General features: G+C 37.5%; 21 protein-coding genes. 3 read left to right on the top strand and 18 right to left on the bottom strand.

All coding sequences use genetic code 11. From position 1 onward, the window contains the following. Positions 1-44 precede the first annotated feature (44 nt). Positions 45-1,268 carry a GTPase HflX gene (gene hflX, locus NAT51_RS01740; RefSeq protein WP_250594456.1) on the top strand — a complete coding sequence of 408 codons (1,224 nt, stop codon included), beginning with the start codon at positions 45-47 and terminating at the stop codon, positions 1,266-1,268. Positions 1,269-1,312: 44 nt separating this feature from the next. On the opposite strand, the gene NAT51_RS01735 is transcribed toward hflX, so the two are convergent. From NAT51_RS01735 to NAT51_RS01710, 6 genes are all read right to left on the bottom strand, one after another. After that, positions 1,313-2,206 (bottom strand): DUF3078 domain-containing protein, encoded by an 894-nt coding sequence (locus NAT51_RS01735; protein WP_250594454.1) that lies wholly within the window; start codon positions 2,204-2,206, stop codon positions 1,313-1,315. 46 nt (positions 2,207-2,252) lie between these two features. Then, complete coding sequence (locus NAT51_RS01730) at positions 2,253-2,759, bottom strand: DUF2480 family protein (protein ID WP_250594452.1); 507 nt, start codon at positions 2,757-2,759, stop codon at positions 2,253-2,255. A 74-nt stretch (positions 2,760-2,833) separates the two neighbouring features. Then, positions 2,834-3,157, bottom strand: a complete 324-nt coding sequence (locus tag NAT51_RS01725; RefSeq protein WP_250594450.1) for an SUF system Fe-S cluster assembly protein — start codon at positions 3,155-3,157, stop codon at positions 2,834-2,836. 8 nt (positions 3,158-3,165) lie between these two features. Then, positions 3,166-3,585 carry a SufE family protein gene (locus NAT51_RS01720; RefSeq protein ID WP_250594448.1) on the bottom strand — a complete coding sequence of 140 codons (420 nt, stop codon included), beginning with the start codon at positions 3,583-3,585 and terminating at the stop codon, positions 3,166-3,168. Positions 3,586-3,595: 10 nt separating this feature from the next. After that, positions 3,596-4,141 (bottom strand): hypothetical protein, encoded by a 546-nt coding sequence (locus tag NAT51_RS01715; RefSeq protein WP_250594446.1) that lies wholly within the window; start codon positions 4,139-4,141, stop codon positions 3,596-3,598. 18 nt (positions 4,142-4,159) lie between these two features. Further along, the gene (locus tag NAT51_RS01710) at positions 4,160-5,374 is read right to left on the bottom strand and encodes an aminotransferase class V-fold PLP-dependent enzyme (RefSeq protein ID WP_317245435.1); all 1,215 of its coding nucleotides are present in this window, start codon (positions 5,372-5,374) and stop codon (positions 4,160-4,162) included. A 148-nt stretch (positions 5,375-5,522) separates the two neighbouring features. Here NAT51_RS01710 and NAT51_RS01705 point away from each other — a divergent pair, with 148 nt between their 5' ends. Then, a complete protein-coding gene (locus tag NAT51_RS01705) occupies positions 5,523-6,866 on the top strand; it encodes a serine hydrolase domain-containing protein (RefSeq protein WP_250594444.1) in 1,344 nt (447 codons plus the stop codon). Positions 6,867-6,931: 65 nt separating this feature from the next. Here the strand turns inward: NAT51_RS01705 and NAT51_RS01700 are convergent, their stop codons facing one another. The 7 genes from NAT51_RS01700 to NAT51_RS01670 all read right to left on the bottom strand — a co-directional run bounded on the left by NAT51_RS01700 (position 6,932) and on the right by NAT51_RS01670 (position 13,424). Beyond that, entirely contained in the window at positions 6,932-7,669 is a 738-nt protein-coding gene (locus NAT51_RS01700; RefSeq protein ID WP_250594442.1) for an RloB family protein, read from the bottom strand. Further along, positions 7,662-8,945 (bottom strand): AAA family ATPase, encoded by a 1,284-nt coding sequence (locus NAT51_RS01695; RefSeq protein ID WP_250594440.1) that lies wholly within the window; start codon positions 8,943-8,945, stop codon positions 7,662-7,664. Before NAT51_RS01695 ends, NAT51_RS01700 begins: the two co-directional genes overlap by 8 nt. A gap of 88 nt (positions 8,946-9,033) precedes the next feature. Then, positions 9,034-10,350 (bottom strand): Fe-S cluster assembly protein SufD, encoded by a 1,317-nt coding sequence (gene sufD, locus NAT51_RS01690; protein ID WP_250594438.1) that lies wholly within the window; start codon positions 10,348-10,350, stop codon positions 9,034-9,036. A 75-nt stretch (positions 10,351-10,425) separates the two neighbouring features. Then, positions 10,426-11,163, bottom strand: coding sequence for a Fe-S cluster assembly ATPase SufC (gene sufC / locus NAT51_RS01685; protein WP_250594436.1), 738 nt, complete (start codon positions 11,161-11,163; stop codon positions 10,426-10,428). 24 nt (positions 11,164-11,187) lie between these two features. Continuing rightward, on the bottom strand, positions 11,188-11,571 hold the full coding sequence (locus tag NAT51_RS01680; protein WP_250594434.1) for a hypothetical protein: 384 nt from the start codon (positions 11,569-11,571) through the stop codon (positions 11,188-11,190). Positions 11,572-11,582: 11 nt separating this feature from the next. Beyond that, entirely contained in the window at positions 11,583-13,031 is a 1,449-nt protein-coding gene (gene sufB / locus NAT51_RS01675) for a Fe-S cluster assembly protein SufB (protein ID WP_250594432.1), read from the bottom strand. Between the two features lie 63 nt (positions 13,032-13,094). Continuing rightward, positions 13,095-13,424 carry a HesB/IscA family protein gene (locus NAT51_RS01670; RefSeq protein WP_250594430.1) on the bottom strand — a complete coding sequence of 110 codons (330 nt, stop codon included), beginning with the start codon at positions 13,422-13,424 and terminating at the stop codon, positions 13,095-13,097. Between the two features lie 188 nt (positions 13,425-13,612). Between NAT51_RS01670 and NAT51_RS01665 the strand changes: the two genes are divergently transcribed. After that, the gene (locus NAT51_RS01665; RefSeq protein WP_250594428.1) at positions 13,613-14,875 is read left to right on the top strand and encodes a hypothetical protein; all 1,263 of its coding nucleotides are present in this window, start codon (positions 13,613-13,615) and stop codon (positions 14,873-14,875) included. 50 nt (positions 14,876-14,925) lie between these two features. Here NAT51_RS01665 and NAT51_RS01660 read toward each other — a convergent pair whose 3' ends face one another. The 5 genes from NAT51_RS01660 to NAT51_RS01640 all read right to left on the bottom strand — a co-directional run bounded on the left by NAT51_RS01660 (position 14,926) and on the right by NAT51_RS01640 (position 19,108). Continuing rightward, positions 14,926-15,708 (bottom strand): hypothetical protein, encoded by a 783-nt coding sequence (locus tag NAT51_RS01660; RefSeq protein WP_250594426.1) that lies wholly within the window; start codon positions 15,706-15,708, stop codon positions 14,926-14,928. A 3-nt stretch (positions 15,709-15,711) separates the two neighbouring features. Beyond that, positions 15,712-16,248 (bottom strand): hypothetical protein, encoded by a 537-nt coding sequence (locus tag NAT51_RS01655; protein ID WP_250594424.1) that lies wholly within the window; start codon positions 16,246-16,248, stop codon positions 15,712-15,714. Between the two features lie 14 nt (positions 16,249-16,262). Continuing rightward, positions 16,263-16,823 carry a HEAT repeat domain-containing protein gene (locus NAT51_RS01650; protein WP_250594422.1) on the bottom strand — a complete coding sequence of 187 codons (561 nt, stop codon included), beginning with the start codon at positions 16,821-16,823 and terminating at the stop codon, positions 16,263-16,265. Beyond that, positions 16,824-18,287, bottom strand: coding sequence for an FAD-binding oxidoreductase (locus NAT51_RS01645; protein ID WP_250594420.1), 1,464 nt, complete (start codon positions 18,285-18,287; stop codon positions 16,824-16,826). It abuts the gene before it with no gap. Between the two features lie 98 nt (positions 18,288-18,385). Continuing rightward, positions 18,386-19,108 carry a phytanoyl-CoA dioxygenase family protein gene (locus NAT51_RS01640; RefSeq protein WP_250594418.1) on the bottom strand — a complete coding sequence of 241 codons (723 nt, stop codon included), beginning with the start codon at positions 19,106-19,108 and terminating at the stop codon, positions 18,386-18,388. Positions 19,109-19,148: the final 40 nt, after the last annotated feature.

Here is a 19,148-nt window from a genome sequence, read left to right as displayed (position 1 = left end):
TTAACCCGAGGAAATTTCATACCTTTGCGCCACAATTGGACATTATGTTAGAGATAGAAAAAATAGATTTTGAGAAAACCATAATTGTTGGAATCGTCACTCAACTTCAAAATGAAGAGAAATTAAATGAATATTTGGACGAATTGGAATTCCTGACATATACTGCCGGAGGTGAGGTGGTTAAACGTTTTACCCAAAAAATGGACAAACCCAATCCCAAAACATTCGTAGGTACGGGAAAACTGGAAGATATTAAGTATTATATTAAAGACAACGACATCAAAACGGTTATATTTGATGACGAACTGACGCCGGCACAGCAAAAAAATATCACTCGTGAATTAGATTGCAAGGTACTGGACCGTACAAACCTTATTCTGGATATTTTTGCACAACGAGCCGAAACATCTTATGCACGTACACAGGTTGAATTAGCACAATGCCAATATTTACTACCGCGTTTAACCGGTATGTGGACACACTTGGAACGTCAGCGTGGAGGTATCGGTATGCGTGGACCCGGGGAAACCGAAATTGAAACTGACCGCCGTATCGTACGTGACCGTATTGCCCTTTTGAAAGAAAAAATCAGGGTAATCGATAAACAAATGGCCATTCAGCGTAGCAACCGTGGCGCAATGGTACGTGTTGCACTAGTTGGATACACCAATGTTGGGAAATCAACCTTGATGAATGCCATCGGGAAAAGCGAAGTTTTTGTGGAAAACAAACTTTTCGCTACTCTTGATACCACAGTAAGAAAAGTGGTCATCAAAAACCTTCCTTTCTTATTATCAGACACGGTTGGTTTCATCAGAAAGTTACCTACCCAACTGGTAGAATCTTTTAAAAGTACACTGGACGAAGTACGCGAAGCCGATTTATTATTGCATGTAGTGGATATTTCACATCCGGAATTCGAAGACCATATTGAATCGGTTAACCAGATTTTGCATGATATCAAAAGTGCTGACAAACCAACATTGATGGTTTTCAATAAAATTGATGCTTACAAACACCTGACTATCGAACCGGATGATTTAATGACCGAAAAAACAACCAAACATTACACGCTTGATGAATGGAAACAAACCTGGATGAGTAAATTGGGGAAAAACAACACTTTGTTCATTTCCGCAACTGAAAAAGCCAACTTCGAAGAATTCAGGGAAAAAGTCTACGAAGCTGTAAGACAAATCCACATAACACGATTCCCTTACAATAATTTCCTGTATCCTGATTATAAGGATGCCGTGGAAAAAGAATAAAAAAGAGACCTCAATTGAGGTCTTTTCTTTTATAAATACTTCTTTTAAAACGAATAATTAACCCCCAACCCGAATACTTCCCTGATCTGGAAAGCCCCAACGGCATTATCATCATAAATTGCCTGAAAAGCAATGTTAGTTGAAATATACTTATTCACTTTCATGACTATATTGGCCTGGTAATCCATATCTGCATTTTTAGGTTCATCCAAATAATTAGTATATACCATCAGTATGTTCTCCCACGATATGTTTTCCATAATATTGAATTTATAATAACCGCTTAAAGCAGCTCCAAATTCAAACCGGGATGAATCGCCCTGCTCTACACCAAAAGAAGCTCCTGTTTCGGTAAAATGTGGGTGGACAAATATAACTCTTGAGGTGGCCGGCGCTATATTAAATTTCAGGTTATCACTTTTTTTCCAAAGCATCCCGGGACCTGCCTGTAAATAAGCCGGTGAAAAGAAATGGGATATTTTGGTCATCGTCGCTGTATCAAGTCCGGAATCCATCTGAGTCCTGAAATCAAGGAATCCAGAATAAAACCAATAACCTGAAGCTTTTTTACCAACCAGTGAAGTGAATATAAAACGGTCGTCTGATTTTTGGGTATCAGCATCTTTCAGTTTGGTCAGACCATACGACACAATTAACTTATTATCCCAGATTAAAGAAGGTGTTTTGTAGTTGAAATCATAATTCAGCCCAATGTTACCGGCCATATTCGAAACACCTCCGCCTCTCCAGTCATTATTGAAAGCCGACTGGTTGAATAAAAAAACAATATTTCCTGTTTTTTTCCAACCCATATTCAACGTATCCTTGGCTTTGGTTTCGGCAGCAGATGTTTTACCGATTGTCTCCTTTTCATTACCTTGAGCAAAAGAGAAAAGTGTCATCATCAATAATGACAAGAGTATGATTTTACGTTTCATAATAGTTTGTGTTTACTGATTTACACAAACTTATGAAATCTTTTTCTTATTTTTTGGATTTGAAAATAGGCACAGCCGAACAAGCCTCTCCATACATAACGCTCTTGGCTACTTGTTGCAAATTCTGGATTGCCATGACATAAGCTGAATCCGGTACCGGCTTTTTCGAACAGCCTTTCAGAATAACAGGTTTGCCCCGGTAAAACGAATAATCTATTCCGGACAGCATTTCCTGGTATATTGAAGTTTCCAGATCGGTAAGACTGCCCAAAACCGTTTTTTTGGCATAAGAAGAAACATAAGAAGCAACTAAAATAGAAGCCCAAGCAGGCAAAATAGCATCTGTAGCACAATGAATGGCTACAAACTGATTGGTATATTGCTCCCAATCGTGGTTTTTAAGTGCCTCGCGGAAGTCTTTTTCCTTTAGTAAAAAACCTTCGTAAAGCCATTGTGAAATATCAATCTGCACACGGCTTCCGCTTTGATAATAATCTTCAAGATCAAAAACTTCAAGCGAACTCGCCGCAACTTTATTTACAATTTCTTCCATTTTTGAAGTTAATGGTTATTTGTTTATGGTTTGTAGTTAACAAATCATAAACTACAAACCACAAACTTTAAACTTTAAAGCATTCCTAATTCCAATTTAGCTTCTTCACTCATCAAATCTTTGCTCCATGGCGGATCAAAAGTGATTTCCACCTCACAGGTTTTCACCTCACCTATCTTTTTGATTTTCTCTTCCACTTCCTGTGGCAACGTTTCGGCAACCGGACAGTTAGGTGATGTTAAAGTCATCAGGATTTTCACATCCATTCCTTCATTCACAAAAACATCATAAATCAATCCTAATTCATAAATATCCACAGGAATCTCCGGGTCATAAATTGTTTTTAAAACTTTTACAACTTGTTCTCCTAAATTAATTGTATCGTTAAATTCTTCCATTCTATTAATTAATTTTTAGCCTGAAAGGCCAAAGCATACATTTTTATTTGTTTAATCATTGAAACCAGTCCGTTTGCCCTTGTAGGCGACAAATGCTCCTTTAACCCAATCTCATCAATAAATTCGGTATTGGCATCCAAAATAGCCTGTGGCGACTGGTTTGAAAAGGTACGGATCAGAATCCCGATGATACCCTTAGTCAGAATAGCATCACTGTCGGCCGTGAAAACAATATTTCCGTTTTGTTCTTCCGCATGAACCCAAACCTTTGACTGACATCCTTTAATGATGTTATCATCGGTTTTGTACTGCTCGTCTATTAACGGAAGTGATTTCCCTAATTCGATGATGTATTCATACCGTTGCATCCAATCGTCAAACATTGAAAACTCGTCAACGATTTCATTTTGTATTTCCGTTATTGTCATTTTGTATTCTTTATTTCGCTTCAGTGTAAGAAAGCAACTTCTTCACAAATTTTTCAATCGGTGCCGGTGGGAATCCGTGATCAAAAGTCTCAGAACTGTAAGTCGTACCTTTTTTGGTGATATGTATATTGGCCATTGCGGCTCCGTCATAAAATCTTTTCTCTGTAGGCGCTTTCAATTCAGGAAGTTTCGCAGCTTCCACTCCATCCAGCAATGCATTCAATTCATCAGCCTGTGCTTTTGTCAATTGAACCGTTTCCATTTTATCCGAATCTCTTTCCTTTGTATAAGCCAGTTGGCCATTCGCATATTTTACTTTCAGAAAATATCCTCTGGTATTGGCTTCGTACTCCACACCATCCGTTACCTGAACTGCTGCAGTTTCAGCTGTTTTTGTAGCATTGGTAGCAGACGTATTTTCCTGAGGCATGGTTTCCCCGGGTTTTACTTCCGTTGCCGCTGTTTCATTAGAAGCAGCTTCAGCCACTGCTTTTTTGCACTTACATGAAACTAACATTGTCACTACTGAGAATCCGATTAATACCAGGTTTTTCATAATTTCTGTCTTTTAAAGTTAAGAAAGCATCATTTTAGCTTTTTTAACGGCTTCCACAAAGATATCAATTTCTTCTTTGGTATTATAAAACGAGAAACTCGCTCTTACCGTACCCGGAATCCCAAAATAATTCATGATGGGCTGGGCACAATGATGTCCTGTTCTGACCGCTATACCTAGTTTATCTATAATCGTGCCAATGTCATACGGATGTATCCCTTCAATATTGAAAGACACTACAGAAGTCTTGTGTTCAGAGGTTCCGTAAATTTTCAGTCCTTCAATTTCCAGCAATTTTTCGGTTGCATGTGCCAAAAGCTCTTTTTCCTGTTGCTGGATATTGTCAAATCCTATCTCATTCAGGTAATCAATGGCAGTTCCCAAGACTATTCCGTCAGCAATATTAGGCGTACCTGCTTCAAATTTATGAGGTAATTCGGCATAAGTGGTTTTTTCGAACGTCACTTCTTTAATCATCTCACCACCTCCCATATAAGGCGGGAGTTTATTCAGCCATTCTTCTTTTCCGTACAAAATCCCAACTCCTGTTGGCCCGCAGATTTTATGTCCCGAAAACACATAAAAATCACAATCCAAAGCCTGAACATCGGGTTTTAAATGTGGTGTTGCCTGTGCACCGTCAATTAAAACTGCTGCACCGGCTTCATGGGCTTTTTTAATGATATACTCAATCGGATTTAAGGTTCCCAATGCATTTGAGATATGGTTTACAGCCACAATTTTAGTTCTTCCGGAAAGCAAACGGTCATACTCAGTCATATCCAATTCTCCCTTATCGTTCATCGGAATCACTACTAATTTTGCTCCGGTACGTTCACATAAAAACTGCCACGGCACTATATTGCTATGGTGTTCCAGTGCCGAAACCATTACCTCATCGCCTTCTTTCACAAAAGAGGCCATTCCGTTAGCAACCAGGTTAATTCCCTGTGTTGTTCCGGAGGTAAAAATAACCTCATGCAAATGAATTGCATTCACATGGTTCCGGATTTTCTCACGGGAAAGCTCATACGCATCTGTTGCCAACTGGCTCAAGGTATGCACACCGCGATGGATATTAGCATTGATTTCTTCGTAATATTTTGTAATCGCGTCGATGACAACTTTTGGTTTTTGTGCCGTTGCACCGTTGTCAAAATATATTAAAGGTTTTCCGTTAACTGTCTGATTCAGAATTGGAAAATCGGTTCTTATTTTTTGGATATCCAACATTTTTTATTTAGAATTTTTCTAAATACAAAAGTAGTGAATTGCCCACGAAATGACCAACATTTAGCAAAAGATTAATTTCCTGTCTAATCTCTAAAAAAACAATTTAATTTCAGTGTAAATAGCTAAATTGCAGTAAATTAATCTATCTATGAAAAAAGTGTTCCGCTTTCTGGGATTGGTACTGCTCGCTGCATTAATTTATTATGGATTTGACACCTATCCAAAATTGGATCTGATTTCCGGATTTTCATCCAAAAGTGTGGCCTCTGGGTATTTTTTGGACAACAGGTCTCTGGAAGTTATTGAAAAGGGCGACAATGATATCGATATGATCGATTTAGCCGAAAACAATATCAATGAAAAAGAAAAGTTTGCCGAAGCATCGGTTTACGGACTCAAAACACGGAAAGCCATTTTCCGCGAAGGCTTAGGTGCTGTTTTGGTCAATGATGATTATGATGCCACAAAACCGTATCTGGTTCCGAAAAGAAGCAAACCGGACAACATCACTCCTTTTCCATACGGAAATGCCGACCCTAAAGACACGGTTTTCAGCACGGTTGATTATAAAAAACTGAATACAACCGTAGCCAATGCCTTTGACAGAAAAGGAGAAAAAAAACTACGCACAAGATCAGTAGTCGTAATTTATAAAAATAAAATCATTGCCGAAAAATACGCCGATGGCTTTACCAAAAACTCGCGGATTTTAGGTTGGTCAATGACCAAAAGCCTCACCGCAACGTATTTCGGGATATTAGAAAAACAAGGCAAATTTGACATCAATAAACCGGCTCCTATCCCCGAATGGCAAAACGACGAACGCAGAAACATCACCACAAGCGACTTACTGCATATGAATTCCGGACTGGAATGGGAAGAGGATTATGAAAAAATTTCGGATGTGACGCGCATGCTGTTTCTGGATGAAGACATGACGCGTTCCCAACTGGTAAAACCCGCCGCTTTCAAACCAAATACACATTGGAACTATTCTTCGGGAACCACAAACCTCTTATCGGGTATTTTGAGAAAGCAATTCAAAACACATCAGGAATATTTAGACTTTTGGTACAGTGCACTAATAGACAAAATAGGCATGAATTCCATGTTGGTTGAAGCAGACATGAAAGGCAACTACGTAGGCTCTTCCTATGCCTGGGCAACACCGCGCGACTGGGCAAAATTCGGATTACTGTACCTGCACAAAGGAAACTGGAACGGCGAACAGATTCTGGATGAAAAATGGATTACCTATGCTTCTACTCCCACTAACACTTCAAACGGCCGCTATGGTGCACAATTCTGGCTTAACACAAGCGGTCATTTCCCTGATGCATCAAAAGACATGATCTATTGCAACGGATACCAAGGACAAATGGTCGCAATTTTCCCTTCAAAAGATTTAGTGATTGTCCGTATGGGATTAACGGAAGAACCGGAATTTGATTTTAACGGTTTCCTGAGGGATATTACAAATAGTGTAAAATAAAGCTCTTATAAACATAAAAAAACCGCCTCGTTTATAACGAGACGGTTTTTTTATAAGTTTTCCATTTACCTTTCTTCTAAAATCCTTTCAACTAATCTATAAGCAAGTGTACAAGGAGCCTTTTGAGAAAAATCATCTTCATCTTCAACCCTCATTTCCAATAATTTTGCCCTTCTAATAGCATCAAAAATGAGTGGCTTAATTTCAGGCATAACAATATTTCTAAAATTATTAGCACTCTTTAAACTATGTTTGTAACCGAAAGAATATTGCAATGCTTTTTTCAAATCTTCGTTTGGATTGGGATGATTTTCAAAATATTCTTTCAATTTTGAATAATAATATTCCCTATTCTTAGCAATATTAAAATCAGCTTCAGGAATTTCCATTAAATGCAACAAAATCCATAATTCAAACGCATCATTGCTCCAGGCAATATTCAATCCTTGAGATATAGATGTATTTATAGCTAAATCAAAAGCAACATCACCATTATCTACATCTTCTCCATTAGCTCCCCTATCTCTATCAAAAACACACCAAACTTCAATCCCTTCTCTCGTCACAACATATCTATTTTCATATTTTTTCAAAAACCCATCTTTCTTACATTTTGAAATAGTATTTATTAGGTTTTTAAACATACTACCTTGCTCAATATGTGTTATAATTTTCACATTCCCACTTTCAAGATTTTTAAAATAAATAGGTTCTGAATTTGTATCTTCACAAAAAAGATGAAAAGTAAAAAGTGTTTCAGAACTTCTTTCAGAAGATGTTTTTAATTCCCATGGTTTATTCATCTGTCGATCTATTTACATTATCACTATCACAGTATTCGTGCAAAATTGGTAATCCACCATAATGTCCTGCCAAATACTCTTTAGCAAAATCAGCGGTATTTCTTACACCTCTTAAATCTGCTAATGAATATATTTTAGTAGCATTATCAATTGCTTTTTCTGCAAAGTAAAACTGATCTCTTCTCATCAGTTTAGGAGATAACAAATTAGTATCATGACTTGTAAACAAAAGTTGAGATTTGCTTTTATTAATTTCAGGATTATTAAACATTCTAACTAAGTTAATCAATAATGCTGGATGGAAATGACTATCGATTTCATCTAAAATTACAAATGCTGGTTTATCAAATGAAAATGTTAATAGTAGTAAGCCGATTAAATCAAACATTTTCTGAGTTCCTGCTGATTCATTATACTTCAAATTCAATTTGATCTTTTTATTATTAAAATATTTAATAAAATTTATTTTTTCTTGAGGGAATATATCTTTTTCAGTATAATCTTCTAATTCGATATCAGAAATATTTATATTGAATGAAGACAACATTTTTATAAATTTCTCCTTTTTCTTAATATCTCTTAACATAAGAATTGACATCCATCTAAACTTAGCATTATCAAATTCTAATTCTGAAATAGTAAACGCACTGAAATAATCAGTAATTTTTTTACATTCCCCAGTAAAATCAAAAGCAGCAGCATGTACTAAAAATAAATTATGACGATATAAATTATCAGTAGGAATCTTGGATTGATTTTGAAGATTATTTGTTAAAATTCTATTACCTTCTCTTACAAATAATGAAACCATATTTTTCTCAACATCAGAAAAAAGCCATTCATTTGTAATTATTTCCTCACTATTATAATTCTTAATTTCATCTAAGCCAATATCTTGATTACTTTTTACAGTAAAACCGTAGCGATATTTTTTTTTATTTAAAACAAATATCAATTGAAAAAAGCTTTCCGAATTATTTAAATCATCTTGAAAAAGATGTGGTTGATTCAAATCTGAAAGTTCTGATTTTGAAGTACTAGGTTTTGACATTAAATCAATAAAATATTGAAATGCTTTTATCAAGTTACTTTTACCGCTGGCATTAGCTCCATATAACCCAATAACATTAAAACACTTTTGACTATGCTCTTCAGAAATATTATTTAAATCAACATATTTATACTGCTTAGCACTTTTTAAACCAGTTATGGCAAAACTAATAGTTTGCAGATCTTTAATAGATCTGAAATTCTTAACACTAAACTCTACAATCATTTTATTAAAATTTGCATTAATTGTTCAAATTTACAAAAAACATCAATATACAAGCACAAAAAAACCGCTCTCTTAAGCGGTTTTTATTTTATAAGTCAAATCCCATATTCACACCCAGTTTCATGGCGATGATTTTGGCAATTTTCTGTTTTAATTCGGGTATTTTGATACTCGAGGTTACTTCACTGGTAAACGCATACATCAATAAAGCTTTTGCCTCTTTTTTTGGAATACCACGCTGCTGCATGTAGAACATAGCGCTGTCATCCAATTGTCCGATGGTACATCCGTGCGAACATTTTACATCATCGGCAAAGATTTCCAATTGCGGTTTCGCATTGATCGTCGCTTTATCACTTAATAAGATATTATTGTTTTGCTGGAAAGCATCTGTTTTTTGTGCTTCCTTCTCCACATAAATCTTCCCGTTGAATACTCCCGTTGATTGTCCGTCAAGAATCGTTTTATAGTTCTGGTGGCTTTCACAGTTCGGTTGTTCATGGTTCACTAATGTATAGTGGTCTACGTGCTGTTTGTTACCAATAATTGTAATTCCTTTCAAAGTCGAATCAATTCGTTCACCGTGGTGATAGAAATTCAGGTTGTTACGGGTAATGTTTCCGCCAAAAGAGAATGTATGTACCGAAACGCGGCTTTCCTGCTTTTGGGAAATATAAGTATTGTCAATCAAATTAGCGGTTAGTTCGTCATTCTGGATTTTGTAGTAATCCACAATGGCACGTTTTTGGGCAAAAATCTCGGTAACCGAATTGGTCAGTACAGGGTTTTCATTCAAACTCTGGTGACGCTCCACAATCTGCACGTGTGCATTTTCACCAACAATCACTAAATTTCTGGGTTGTACCATTAAAGCATCTTCTTTTCCGGTTGAAAAATAGATGATCTCGATTGGCTTATCCACCACTTTGCTTTTCGGAACATTGATATATGCACCTTCAAAAGCAAAAGCCGTATTTAGTGAAGTCAGACTTTCTTCTTTACTCGCAACCTGATTGAAATAGGTATCAATCACCATTTTGTATTTCGGTTTGGTCAATGCCGAAGACATCAAACAAACATCAAGTCCGTCATGGGTGGTAGACGATAAAAAAGTACTGAATATTCCGTCGATAAAGATTACTTTATACGTATCAAGGTCGTTAAGAAAATATTTCTTTACGTCTTTGATGTCGATATTGTTTTCTTTTTTCGGGAAAATACTGAAGTCATTCTTTAAAATGGCATTCAGCGATGTATATTTCCAGGCTTCTTCCTTTTTGGTAGGAAACCCTTTTGCTTCAAAATTCTTTAAGGCTTCGGTACGGATATCATGCAACTCTGCAGCTACATCAACCTTTTCTTCAAAAGCCATGAAAGATGATAGTAATTTTTCTTTTAAATCCATTTTCAATGTTTATGGTTCATTGTTTTTTGTTTAGGGTTGCAGGAACAATAAACTAAAAACTAAAAACCAACTAATTTATTTAAGCCAATCGTATCCTTTTTCTTCTAATTCAAGTGCTAATTCCTTACCACCTGATTTGATGATTTTTCCGTCCATCAAAACGTGTACGAAGTCAGGAACGATATAATCCAGTAAACGTTGGTAGTGCGTAATCACCACTACAGCATTGTCCTGGCTTTTCAATTTATTCACACCGTTAGCTACAATACGCAACGCGTCGATATCCAAACCTGAATCGGTTTCGTCAAGGATAGCCAGTTTTGGGTTTAACATCGCCATTTGGAAAATTTCATTACGCTTCTTCTCTCCTCCTGAAAATCCTTCATTCAAAGAACGGGAAAGGAATTTACGGTCAATTTCCAGCAAATCCGACTTCTCACGGATCAACTTCAGCATTTCATTTGCCGGCATTTCTTCTTCTCCTTTAGCTTTACGGCTTTCATTGATAGCCGTTTTCATAAAGTTGGTTACCGAAACACCCGGGATTTCTACCGGATACTGAAAAGAAAGGAAAACACCTTTGTGCGCTCTCTCCTCAGGAGCCAATTCAGAAATATCTTCACCGTCCAAAAGGATTTCACCTTCTGAAACTTCATAATTCTCATTTCCTGCAATAATCGAAGACAAAGTACTCTTCCCGGCACCGTTTGGCCCCATGATCGCATGTACTTCTCCTGCTTTTACTTCAAGATTAATCCCTCTTAATATTTCTTTGTCTTCTACCGAAGCGTGTAAGTTCTTAATGCTTAACATTGTATTCTAATGATTTAAAATGTATTATAAACTATCGTTGTCATTCATTTTTTCAGGCAGAATCTCCATAAAATAATAGACGATTTCTGCAATAACCCCAACAAAAACAAATAGCAAAACCCACATCAGGATTTTATTGTTGGTATCATTTTTATTCGAACGGGTCAAATGGATGATGTCAAAAATCTTAACTCCAATGGTTACCAGAATAGTCAGGATTATAATCACAAACGCCCCGATAAAACCTTGGAAAACCTCAACTGGTGGCGGTTCGTTATGGTGGTTATCAAATCTTTCAATATTTCCGAAAATGAAGGAAAAAATGAAAATGAAATACGCAATTATACCTATTACAGGTACAAAATGCAGTATGCCCACTAATACTTTTTGACTTTTGGTTAAATTCATGGTGCCGGTTTTTATCCTACAGACCCTTCTAAGGAAATTTCTAATAATTTTTGGGCTTCCACCGCAAATTCCATTGGCAACTTATTCAACACCTCTCTACTAAAACCGTTAACAATCAAGGCAATCGCTTTTTCAGTCGGAATACCTCTCTGGTTACAATAAAACACTTGGTCTTCACCAATTTTAGAAGTCGTTGCCTCGTGCTCGATTTTTGCCGTTGAATTATTGGATTCGATATAAGGGAAGGTATGTGCACCACAATTGTTACCCATTAACAGGGAATCACATTGTGAAAAGTTACGTGCATTCTCGGCACGCGAACTGATTTGCACCAATCCTCTGTAGCTGTTTTGTGATTTTCCGGCCGAAATACCTTTGGAAATAATAGTCGATTTGGTGTTTTTACCCAAATGCACCATTTTGGTACCGGTATCGGCCTGTTGGTAGTTATTGGTTACGGCGATAGAATAGAACTCACCGATTGAATTGTCTCCTTTTAAGATACATGAAGGATATTTCCAGGTTACTGCTGAACCGGTTTCCACCTGTGTCCACGAGATTTTGGCGTTTTTCTCGCACAAACCTCTTTTGGTCACAAAATTGAAAACCCCGCCTTTTCCTTCTTTATTACCCGGATACCAGTTTTGCACTGTTGAATATTTGATTTCAGCATCGTCTAAAGCAATCAACTCAACCACTGCGGCATGCAATTGGTTTTCGTCACGACTTGGTGCCGTACAGCCTTCCAGATACGAAACATAACTTCCTTCATCGGCAATAACCAGTGTTCTTTCAAACTGTCCGGTTCCTCCCTGATTGATACGGAAATAAGTTGATAACTCCATCGGACATCTTACGCCTTTCGGAATATAACAGAATGAACCGTCTGAGAATACAGCCGAATTCAACGCCGCATAAAAATTATCTTTTTGGGGAACTACGCTTCCGATGTATTTCTGAACCAATTGAGGATGCTCCTGGATTGCTTCGGAAATCGAACAGAAAATAATCCCTTTCTCTGCCAATGTCTTTTTGAAAGTCGTGGCAACCGAAACCGAATCCATTACGATATCCACCGCAACTCCTGCCAGTTTCTTTTGCTCATCGATTGAAATACCCAGTTTTTTGAAAGTTTCCAGTAATTCCGGATCTACCTCATCAAGACTTTCGTATTTGTCTTTTTTCTTCGGCGCCGAATAATACGAAACAGCCTGAAAATCAGGTTTCTCATATTTCACATTCGCCCATTCCGGCTCGATCATCTCTTCCCAGGCACGGAAAGCTTCCAAACGCCATTCGGTCATCCACTCCGGTTCATTTTTCTTTTTGGAAATCGCACGCACGATATCTTCGTTTAACCCGGGAGGAAACGTTTCTGATTCGATATCGGTGTAAAAACCGTATTCGTATTCTTTATTCTCGAGTTCGACTTTTAAGTCGTCTTCTGTATATTTTGACATTTTTATTATTTAAATATTTTAAAGCCAGCCTTTACTTGCTGACTTTCAGCTTTTGACTTTCGGTTAGAGAGAGAAACTCTCGCCGCACCCACAGGTACGCTGTGCATTCGGATTGTTAAAAACAAACCCTTTACCGTTTAAACCGCCTGAATACTCCAAAATAGTTCCGGCCAAGTATAAAAATGATTTCTTTTCAACAGCAATTTTTACATTATTGTCTTCAAAAACCTTGTCGTTTTCACCTATTTCCTTGTCAAATTTTAATTCATATGACAGACCTGAACATCCTCCGCTTTTAACCCCAACACGAACAAAGTCATTGGCAGGATCAAAACCGTCGTCCTTCATCATGTCGACAATTTTCTTACTTGCTGATTCTGAAACTTTTATCATCGCTTATTTTGATTTTGTCTAAATTAAACCGTTTTAAACCGCAAAGATATAACATAAAAAACCTTTTTCATAATTAGTAACATTTTTATAACTAATTCATTGATAAATAATCTTTATCAAAAAAGGGTATTGTGGGTAATTTCTTGTTTTCTTATATTTGAAAGGAAGACAAACAAACAACTAAGCCCATGACTAAAAAACCACAATTTGCAATGGTAACAGGACTGTTATTGTTGCTCACCGGATGCTCACCCACGGCTTTACTCCTGGAAAAAAACCCAAAATCCGGAACCGATTTTGAAATCAAAAAGCAACAGGGACTTGTTTTTTACAAACAAACGGAAGACAGCAGCGCAATCGCTAAACACGACGAAATACAAAAAAGGTTTACGGCTCACTTCGGTAAAACCAGCGAACTGAAGGTTATCGTAACCAAAACCGATCAGGTCGTAAAATTCACCAACACCAAAGACTACTACTTCCGCAACAAAAAAACCAATCCACCCGTAGGATTATTGCTATGCAACGGAAAAGACAAACCCCAACTGGTAAAAAACCCGGCACGGTACATCGAAGAATTTGAGAAATACTTCGAAATCCCCTTCAAAGATGCCGTTTACTACAAAGAAAGAAAGGAAAAAATCAAACAACTGAACAAACAGAAAGCACAGGACATCCTGGACGATAAATTCACCATGAATGAAAAACTGGCCGCTAAAATCCAGAAAAGCCCTTATGCGCTGTATGTTCCGAAAACAAGGTTCAGTCCCAAATGCAAAAACAATAAGATCGTAATCACGGTTTACAAAGATGTAGCCAAAAAGAAAAAAACCGGCATACAAATCACCGAACTGTACGACCAGAACAACCAGATTACCAAATACACCAAAATGCAGGGCAAAACAGTAAAAGAGGAAATCAATTACTACCGCGACAAATTCAGCATTGTTGACAGCATCGTAAGTATTGACGAAAAAGGCAATAAAACCAAGGAAATATACAAATACAACAAAAACCAGTTTGCCATCATCTCGGTGGGTAAAAAAAGCATTTCGCTTTCAGCCATCTATTACCTGGATTCCAAAACGTCTCTTCCTACTAAAGGGGAACGCTACGACAGCGACGGCGAAATGGTGGGTTTCCCGAAATCTTATAAATATGATGACAAAGACCGCATCATAGAAGAAGACGAAGGGGTGTACAAAGTAGTCTACGAATACAAAAACCCATCCGACCTCAACTATTCGAATTACAAAAAGATTGAAAACAAAACGGTAGTACTCGAAAATATCGTTACCACCAATAAAAAGAAACAAAAAGTGGAAACACGCAGCGAAGGTAAAACCATTTCGAAAACCATCACCAAAACACTGGCTTCAAAATGCAAAGAGACCAAAAGTGAATACAACAACGGTAAACTGACTAATTTTTACGAATACAGCTACCAGTAAAAACAAAAAGCCCATATCATCTATGGGCTTTTATATTTTAAATCATCTCATCAACCCTTCTTCCGTTCCAGTTTCCACATCCCATAGGGGTTTTCAAATAATTCATCGTCTTTATTAGGCTGCTCCTCTACTTCGGCAATCACAAAAACAGGCGCATCTTCAGCAACAGCAAATGTCTGGTTAGTTCTGATTTCGGGTTTATCAACAAGCTGGTAATAACCAAATACCGAAATCGTCTCAACCGCATCCTGCAATTCTTCACCACAAATCATGCAGTCTTTCAACCCCAGATTATGCATCCCGCAGGAATATAAATTTCCTTCGGCATCCCGTATCGAATCCAGCACAAACATCTCATACAAATTGGACTCTTCAAAATCCTCCACAAGATCCATCCAGTGTTCTTTTGTAAAGGCTTTACCTGCTGTTTCAACCTTAATCCCTAATCCTCCGGCTTTCAAAAGGGCCTGTCCGGCTTCGGCTATAGCCTTTGCACTCTCTAAATCTCCGGTTTCATACGAAAGATAAAGTACTTGGTGGTGTTCGTCAATTTCTTCTAAAAATTCTTCTGAAACCCTGTTCACCATACCGGCATACCGGAACGCTTCTTTCATTCTGTCATCCCGCTCACAAACTTCCAGTTCAAATCCCACATGGGTCTTAAGGTTTAAAAGAATCATCCCGGCAAAAATGAATTCACCATCATTGCTTTCGATAATAGCCCCAAGGATTTCTTCATGGCTTTTCCAGTTTCCGGGAATGCACAAAACGGTCATTGGTCTGGCCTTCGGCTGATTGATTGTCTTTTCTTTCTTCTTGAATATATTGAACATAATTTACTCTTTAACTAATAACTCCCATTCATAAAGATCATTCGCGGGAATTTCATTTCTTTTCTTAATCCTGCCGTCACAGTGCCGGTAATAACTGTCGCTTTCATCAACTTCTGTCATTTCGACCGAGCACGGTGCAACATTTAATTGCTGCAGGATATACATTTTATCATCGATGGTTCGATATTTAGTTTCCCCGTCTTCTAACTGGATTTTGAACATTGCATCTGAACTTACAGTATACTCCTTCCTAAATACCTTACACCTCATCCCAAAAACGTTAACAGTAATTTTCCCGTCTGTTATTTTTTTCGAACAAATCCTGATTCTGGCAATACCGTCATAATTAGTCTCTGTCCACCCAATCCTTTTTTTATCAGATAAAACCTCAATTATACTTCCGGGAATAGTCCCATTAGTCTTTTCTCCAACCGTTTGAAATCCAATTGTAATCATCTTACCGGAATCCGCTACCTGGGCATCCAGACGGAAACCAACAAGAATTATTGCCAATAGGCTAATATAGTGGATGTTTTTCATAATAATACGCAACCTTACTTCTGTTTTATACCGGTGATTTTTTTAATCGAATCAAGATAGATTTTCCGGATACTGTTCTTTTCTTCTTTTTCTAAAATACGTTCTATTACAGAAAACAAAGTGTCAGCTTCAGGGGTTTTCAATTTTAAAATTTCTCCTAAAGCATATGCCGAACTCCAGCGCACAACCGTTCCCTCATGTTTTGTGTTCACCAATAGGTTTTGGATGGCTGTATCTAATTGTTCCGGAAAGAGATGGGCAATGTTTCCGATTACTTTGGCACTCTCCCACTTTATCCTGGGTGCTTTTTCCGTTAATGCTTCTGTTACAAATTGCAAAATGTTTTCATCTGCGCTACTTGGATTTTCTTTTGTAGCATATTCAACTGCTTCTATACAGCTTGCTTTTACGGTATCTTTTGATTGTCCGGCAAATGAAATCAATTCATCAACAGGCAATGAATTATCCAAAAGCCAACCACTCAAAACAATTGTCTTGTCTTTTGGTTTTAGGGTTTTGTCTTTAAAAAGTGTTTCTATTGTCATTTCAAAAAACGGAAGTAACTTAACTTTCAATTATTTATAATGCTCGTAAAACTTATTATTGAACAACTCACCCGGATCATACTTCCGCTTTAATTGAAAAAATGAATCCGCCTGCAGATAGGACTTTCTCATTTTTGCACGGTCTATGTGCAGTCGGTACGGTAAATAAAAAGTCCCGTTATTTTTCAGGGCAACAGTAACGAGTTGGTTGGTCAGTTTTTTCATTTCCTGTTCCTGTTCTTCTGTTTTCTTTTGGTTAAACAACAATACAAAACCAAAAACATTTTCTCTTGCATAATTTAAATAACTATCCTTGTCCTGATGAACTCCCCTGATGGTAATATTCAGTAAGTCAATTTTGGACTCTTTCAGGATTGGTTTCATCCCTTCAATAAATTGATTGAAATTACGCTCAGGGATAAAATACTCCTGTAGCAAATCTGTCGACGAATTATCCTTGTTCTCAATAAGGGAAACATCATCATTCAAAAGATCATTCCGGGAATAAATAGTATTCCGGGAAACTTTATTCATTCCGGTTTCCAGATCCAATCTGAGTCTTTTCCCATATTCACTGTTCACACTTCCCCTAAAAACCAACCGTTGGGTTTCGGTACTTTTTTGATTCGGTAATGGCGGAATCGGTGCGTCTGTTTTAACAAAGAAATTTAAGGTGGCTTCTTCTAAAAATTCTTTATCGGATATCTTCAGTCTTCCAAAAACAAGGTTTACGTCCGGATTGCCGGATATGTATTTTTTATAATAACTAACATAGTTTTTCGTACTTAATCTCAGGTATTTGAACTGTAAAGGCAAATTATCCACTACTTTGAGCTTGACATCCAGAATGACACCAAACAGTCCGTAACCGCCAATTGCCAATTTAAAAAGTTCCTGATTTTCTGTCCGGCTGCAATTCACGATTGCACCATTTTCTTTCATCAGGGTAAATGAAACCACACTGGAAGAAATTGGCGGTAAATCTTTCTGCCAGCCATGACCGTTGACACTAATCGAACCTCCTATGGAAAATGAACTGAACGCTTGCATAACTGCTATTGACTTTCCATACTTGTCCAGGTATTTAATAGCATCTTCCCATTTGGCTCCTGAACCGATGGTTAAAATATTATTAGCGGCATCCAGTTCCATATGTTTGTAAGGAAGCATGTTCAGTACAATTCCATCCGGGTAAATGGTATGCCCGCCCATACTGTGCTTTGCACCGGCTATTGATATCTTAAGTTTGTTTTCTTTGGCATACTTTAAAACACTTTTCAACTGACTTTCAATAGCTTGTTTTCCTGTTGGCACCTGTATTATGGTGTCTACTTTAGTGAGGTTTAATTCACTGGCATCATTGGTATAGCCTTGTTTTATTGCTTCTTCCTGATCATTCTCTCCTAACTTGGTCTTCAGTAAATGAAATGTAGGCACCAAAAGAAACAGTACTACGGAAAGAATTCCAATGACCCAAAAGTGTTTTTTCTTCATATTTTGTTATATCTCTGTCAGACAAATACTTGCATTTATCATACTTTGCTCCAACTCAAACGGCATTCGCAAAATACCGTTTAATAATGATTCTTACTTCAATCCAAATCAATCCGCTCGGCCCACAGTAACGCCTCCGGCAATTCAACACTTGAAAATTCAATATGGATAACTCTTCTTTTTTTGTTGTTAGTGGTTCTCCCCGAACTATGCAATGTTAACGGTTTCATGAACATCAATCCGCCCCGCTTCACTGAACAGCTGACTTCGGTTTCTTCATCCCAATTGATCGTTTCGGGCCGGTATATCTTCTTCAGATGGGATTCCGGCACTACTCGTAACGCCCCATTATGTTCATCGGTATCATCCAGATGGATTCTGATGGTTGTAATGTTTTCCAAAACTTCCAAAGGCGGCTGCACGGCAAACTGGTTTTGCTTTACCGTCCAGGGACCAAAGTTTTCAATAGCAACTTTTTTATCTACCGAAATGGTCAAATCCTGATGGTACGCCACATACCAGTTGGAGGCTTCCGGTTTGTCAAAATAAATGCTCTTGACCACAAAGAAACCGTCTCCCATGACTTCCCGGATTACCGTCCTCAATCTTGCATTGAAAACCAATTCAAAAGTATCGGGTACTTCTTTTAAGAATTGGCGTATGGCGAACAAACCGGAAGATTTTCTAAAAGTATCTTTCGAGGTATCGGCTGTATTAATTACTGTCAAAATCTGCCGCACCTCATCTTTTGTATAAATATTTTCAATAACTGAAAATCCATTATCCAAAAGCTCCTGCTTGCTTATTACAATATCTTCCATAGGGTTCCTACTCACATCAGGCTTTTACTGATGTTTACAA

The sequence above is a fragment of the Flavobacterium amniphilum genome (assembly GCF_023634845.1).
In the GTDB taxonomy this organism is placed as follows: Bacteria; Bacteroidota; Bacteroidia; order Flavobacteriales; family Flavobacteriaceae; genus Flavobacterium; species Flavobacterium amniphilum.
Note: the sequence above shows the minus strand (reverse complement) of the source record. Positions and strands in the feature narration are given on the sequence as shown.

Excerpts from the sequence above, each read along its gene's own strand:
- hflX (WP_250594456.1), top strand. The coding sequence starts at position 45 with ATGTTAGAGATAGAAAAAATAGATTTTGAGAAAACCATAATTGTTGGA.
- NAT51_RS01735 (WP_250594454.1), bottom strand. The coding sequence starts at position 2,206 with ATGAAACGTAAAATCATACTCTTGTCATTATTGATGATGACACTTTTC.
- NAT51_RS01730 (WP_250594452.1), bottom strand. The coding sequence starts at position 2,759 with ATGGAAGAAATTGTAAATAAAGTTGCGGCGAGTTCGCTTGAAGTTTTT.
- NAT51_RS01725 (WP_250594450.1), bottom strand. The coding sequence starts at position 3,157 with ATGGAAGAATTTAACGATACAATTAATTTAGGAGAACAAGTTGTAAAA.
- NAT51_RS01720 (WP_250594448.1), bottom strand. The coding sequence starts at position 3,585 with ATGACAATAACGGAAATACAAAATGAAATCGTTGACGAGTTTTCAATG.
- NAT51_RS01715 (WP_250594446.1), bottom strand. The coding sequence starts at position 4,141 with ATGAAAAACCTGGTATTAATCGGATTCTCAGTAGTGACAATGTTAGTT.
- NAT51_RS01710 (WP_317245435.1), bottom strand. The coding sequence starts at position 5,374 with ATGTTGGATATCCAAAAAATAAGAACCGATTTTCCAATTCTGAATCAG.
- NAT51_RS01705 (WP_250594444.1), top strand. The coding sequence starts at position 5,523 with ATGAAAAAAGTGTTCCGCTTTCTGGGATTGGTACTGCTCGCTGCATTA.
- NAT51_RS01700 (WP_250594442.1), bottom strand. The coding sequence starts at position 7,669 with ATGAATAAACCATGGGAATTAAAAACATCTTCTGAAAGAAGTTCTGAA.
- NAT51_RS01695 (WP_250594440.1), bottom strand. The coding sequence starts at position 8,945 with ATGATTGTAGAGTTTAGTGTTAAGAATTTCAGATCTATTAAAGATCTG.
- sufD (WP_250594438.1), bottom strand. The coding sequence starts at position 10,350 with ATGGATTTAAAAGAAAAATTACTATCATCTTTCATGGCTTTTGAAGAA.
- sufC (WP_250594436.1), bottom strand. The coding sequence starts at position 11,163 with ATGTTAAGCATTAAGAACTTACACGCTTCGGTAGAAGACAAAGAAATA.
- NAT51_RS01680 (WP_250594434.1), bottom strand. The coding sequence starts at position 11,571 with ATGAATTTAACCAAAAGTCAAAAAGTATTAGTGGGCATACTGCATTTT.
- sufB (WP_250594432.1), bottom strand. The coding sequence starts at position 13,031 with ATGTCAAAATATACAGAAGACGACTTAAAAGTCGAACTCGAGAATAAA.
- NAT51_RS01670 (WP_250594430.1), bottom strand. The coding sequence starts at position 13,424 with ATGATAAAAGTTTCAGAATCAGCAAGTAAGAAAATTGTCGACATGATG.
- NAT51_RS01665 (WP_250594428.1), top strand. The coding sequence starts at position 13,613 with ATGACTAAAAAACCACAATTTGCAATGGTAACAGGACTGTTATTGTTG.
- NAT51_RS01660 (WP_250594426.1), bottom strand. The coding sequence starts at position 15,708 with ATGTTCAATATATTCAAGAAGAAAGAAAAGACAATCAATCAGCCGAAG.
- NAT51_RS01655 (WP_250594424.1), bottom strand. The coding sequence starts at position 16,248 with ATGAAAAACATCCACTATATTAGCCTATTGGCAATAATTCTTGTTGGT.
- NAT51_RS01645 (WP_250594420.1), bottom strand. The coding sequence starts at position 18,287 with ATGAAGAAAAAACACTTTTGGGTCATTGGAATTCTTTCCGTAGTACTG.
- NAT51_RS01640 (WP_250594418.1), bottom strand. The coding sequence starts at position 19,108 with ATGGAAGATATTGTAATAAGCAAGCAGGAGCTTTTGGATAATGGATTT.